This is a genomic window from Pseudomonas sp. FBF18 (assembly GCF_024261405.1).
Taxonomy (GTDB): domain Bacteria; phylum Pseudomonadota; class Gammaproteobacteria; order Pseudomonadales; family Pseudomonadaceae; genus Aquipseudomonas; species Aquipseudomonas palmensis.
Window position 1 is genome coordinate 7,116 of record NZ_QKRS01000031.1, and the last position, 3,829, is coordinate 10,944.

Sequence of the window (3,829 nt, forward strand, 5' to 3'; positions counted from 1 at the left end):
AGGGTAAGATCAATTATTTCCACTACGAAAAATTCAACGACCCCACCAAGGGTACAAAATCCCCATTGAATTCGCCCCAAACTATTTATGACTTCAATCTCTACCCCGGCGGAAAGTTTATAGCGACGACCGCCGAGTCCTTAACTGTGCCACCTGGAGAACCAAAAGTTCTTCGATTCAAATTGACAAATAATTCAGATTTTTTTGTCGGGTTGCTCCGCAAAGGCTTCAAGGCCGACGACTCCAATTTTCCGGAAAATCTAAAAGACGAGCTGAAAGAATCATTTGAAGAAGGGCGCCGCTTAATAATCAAGGAATACGATGAGTCGAATCCTGGGATAAAATCGGGAGTGTTTTCCGGAGGGGATCGAGAGGCCTGGACGAACTACGATGAATCTGGGAACTACCCTGAACCCGATTCTGCACGGACCGGATGGCTGCTATGGCCAGGCTGTTCAAGAGTATTGGAGGTATTCGATGGAAGCGTGTGGGCGGTGAGCGAAGTAAAACACCAAGACTGACCTTTTCCCCTGGCGGCGCAACGGGGAGCTTGGGTGCTGTACAGAACTCAAATGACCCTAATTCAGCTCTCGCGTCGTCAGCATTTTTAAGTAGTGCATGCGTTGACCAGAGGAGGGTGATTGCCGTTGCAACACCCTCCCTTTTTGAGTGGAGCTGCCATCTGATGTTCGGGTGGCGCAGTAGCAGTGCGCGAGGCCCGTTCGCTGGATTGCCTGCGAGCTCGCAAGGTTCACGGGGGGGGGCTTCAGCACGCTCTACACCGGCATGCGCAACGCCCCTGAAGCGGGAGCCGGATGCTTGTGCATTATTGCTCAGGCAGCAAGGCTGGATCGGCTCGATGCAACTGGCAAAGTTGACAGTTGTGACAAGCAAAATGACGTAGCAAACTATCCAGGAACACAAAGCCGCGTGGCTATCCTGGGAGCATCGATCATGAGTGCAAAAATCTCCAGCGCAACATCCTACAGCGTACAACTCCAAAACGAAATGGAGGGTAAGATCAATTATTTTCACTACCAAAAATTCAACGACCCCACCAAGGGTACAAAATCCCCATTGAGTTCGCCCCAAACCATTTATGACTTCGTTCTCTACCCCGGCGGAAGGTTTATAGCGACGACCGCCGATTCCTTAACTGCGCCACCTGAAGATCCAAAAAATCTTCTATTCAAATTGACAAATAATTCAGATTTTGACTTCTGTCTGATTGAGCTGAATTCTACCGACGCTTCCATTAAGAAATGGCTCAACTCAGACAATCCTACGGAGCAACCCGTCTACAAGACAAAGTATAGACAGAGGCCAGTGTTGTCCAAACAGTCTGTGATGTTGGACTTCCCCAATGGAGGCCACTGGTATGTGGGCGAGATGCAAGATCGGAAACGCACATAGCCGCGCAATGGGGAGCTTGGCTTTGTAGAAAACTGAAGTGACGATAAATGCAGCGCTCGAGCTGTCAACACCTGCCACATAAGTTCCAAACATTGGAGGTAGGCAACGCAAGTCAATGGGAAGTAGGTGACGTGCTGGATGGGGCGCTCTAGGCACTGTACGAAAAGTACTGTCTTAACTGTCGCCAGCACGTTCACCCGGGCCCCCAGCGTCAACCTGGGCTACATCGGCGGTCGCGCCGAGCAGGTAGTGTTCGTGCGCGGCTTCGACCGCCTGCCGGTGCCGGTGTATAGCCGCGGCCTCTACATCGTTATGTGACACATCCCACACAACTCCAGGAAGTTTCTCCATATCTGAGCATTCCTTGCCCTCGTACCCTTTTGCCTTCATGGACCACCCAGGGCGCTTCGCCCCTGCCTAGGAAGGCTATTCCCGATGTCTGCTTCCCCCACAGCGTCCACGCCCAGCGAGCGTGAGATCCAGATTGCGATTGCCCCACTCGAAACCCTGCTCAGTGAAGACCTCGGCGCTGCTGCCGCCTCTGTCGACCACTGGCTGCGCGAGGTCACCTACGGCCTGGTGAACCTGCAACTGCTGCGCCAGGCCGGCGAAAATGTGCCGGTGGTCTGTAATGCCCTGGCCGGTGTGGATGTACTGATCGACATCCTCACGCTGCTGGAAAGCCCGTCCCCCGACCCGCTCGACTGGGTCAGCCTGGGCATCAACCTGATCGGCGTAGTGCCGTTTCCCCCAGGCCTGGCCAAGGCGCGCATGGTGCTGCGCCCGGTGCTGCAACTGACCCGCCAGACCCTGCGCCGTCGCCCGGGGGCGAACATCGGCGCGGTGATCCTGGAGATCATCGACGGCCACCTGCATGCCAACATCCGCGGCGCCCTGGAACACTACGTACGCGAGGCGCTGGCCCAGTTGCCGGCCATGCTCGGCGAGGCCGCCGACACCGCGCGCCTGTTGTTCACCACGCTGGCCAGGGCCATAGAAGCCGCTGCCCGGGGCCAGCTCGACGCCGCAGCCAGCCACCAGTTGTCACGCACCCAGATGACCCAGGCGGCGCTGTACGACTCGCTGCTGAGCACTGACGCCTGGCGCCTGGCGCTGTCGGCCTTGGCCAATGCCTCCGAGGGCAACCTCAAGGCGGCCTACAACCATGTCGCCAGCCACTTCGGCGAGGCGCTGGAAAGCCTGATGCGCCCGCTGGTGCACACACTCGACGGGTTGGCTGCGTCGGTGCCGGATCGCCTCGAAGCCCTGGGCGCCCCTGACATGCAAAACAGCATTGCCTGGTTGCTGAGCCGCCTGCTGGAAACCGTGCTGGCACACCCCGCCAGGCGCGGCGTTGCCACCAGCATTCGCCCCGGGGTCACCCAGCAGGCGCGGCACATCCACAGTGAAGGCCCGACCGAGGTGGTCAGCCGCCAGGTCAGGGCCAAAAAGGCCCCCAATACCGACAAGAATGGTATCTGTCCCTGTACCGGCCACAGCATCGGCCATGTGCTCGGCGACGAGACCGTCGTTCATCAGGACTTCGCGTTGTCCGGCCCGTTCCCGGTGGATTGGGCCCGGGTCTACAACTCGCGGCTCGACGCGCTGGATAGCGGCACCATAGGCGCACGCTGGATCACCGAGTTCACCACCTGCATCGATGTGGTCGACAAGGGGCTGGTGCTGCATGACAGCGATGGACGCAGCCACGACTTCCCGTGGCTCGAGGTCGACACCTGGCACCACGACCCCATCGAGTACCTGACCCTCAAGCGCACCCGTGCACAGCAGCTGACCCTGGTGCGGGGCCAGGAGCGGTTCGAAACCTATGCCCAGGTCGGCGAGCGCTTTTACCTGACCCACATTCGCCTGCGCAGCGGCGCCGGTGCCATGCTGCATTACGAGCATCGCCACAACGGCCAGCCGGTGCTGTCCGATATCAACACCTACCAGGACGACGACCCGAGCAAGGTGCACCTGCAACTGGGCACCCTGCTGGATGAGCAGGGGCATATCCAGGGTGTGTGGCAGGTGGTCGATGGCAAGCCGCTGCGCCAACTGTGCGCCTATCACTACGACGGCGCGGGTGACCTGGTGACGGCTCAGGATGAAAACGGTGCCGCCTGGCACTATGAGTACCAGCATCATCTGATCACCCGTTACACCGACCGCACCGGCCGTGGCCTCAACCTCGAATGGGATGGCACAGGCCCGCACGCCAAGGCGATTCATGAATGGGCGGATGACGGCAGCTTCGAGACCCGTCTGGCGTGGGACCCGAACATCCGCCTGACCTACGTCACCGACGCCCACGGCCAGGAAACCTGGTACTACTACGACGCCCTTGGCTATACCTACCGCGTCGTACATCCCGATGGCCGCGAGCAATGGCTGTTCCGTGATGCACGCAAGAACA

3 protein-coding genes are annotated in these 3,829 nt (G+C 58.7%); all 3 read left to right on the forward strand.

Annotated features, from left to right (window positions below):
- On the forward strand, positions 1 to 521 hold a 521-nt coding region (locus DN387_RS25830), incomplete at its 5' end, for a hypothetical protein (protein WP_254506413.1).
- A 265-nt stretch (positions 522 to 786) separates the two neighbouring features.
- Positions 787 to 1,413: a hypothetical protein gene (locus tag DN387_RS25835; RefSeq protein ID WP_156326222.1), complete on the forward strand. Its 627-nt coding sequence runs from the start codon at positions 787 to 789 to the stop codon at positions 1,411 to 1,413.
- 435 nt (positions 1,414 to 1,848) lie between these two features.
- Positions 1,849 to 3,829 (forward strand): DUF6531 domain-containing protein (locus tag DN387_RS25840; protein ID WP_254506415.1); only part of this gene is annotated, 1,981 nt, incomplete at its 3' end.

What these genes read in the sequence shown, in the direction of transcription:
- DN387_RS25835 (WP_156326222.1), top strand. Translation starts at nt 787, where the DNA reads ATGCGCAACGCCCCTGAAGCGGGAGCCGGATGCTTGTGCATTATTGCT.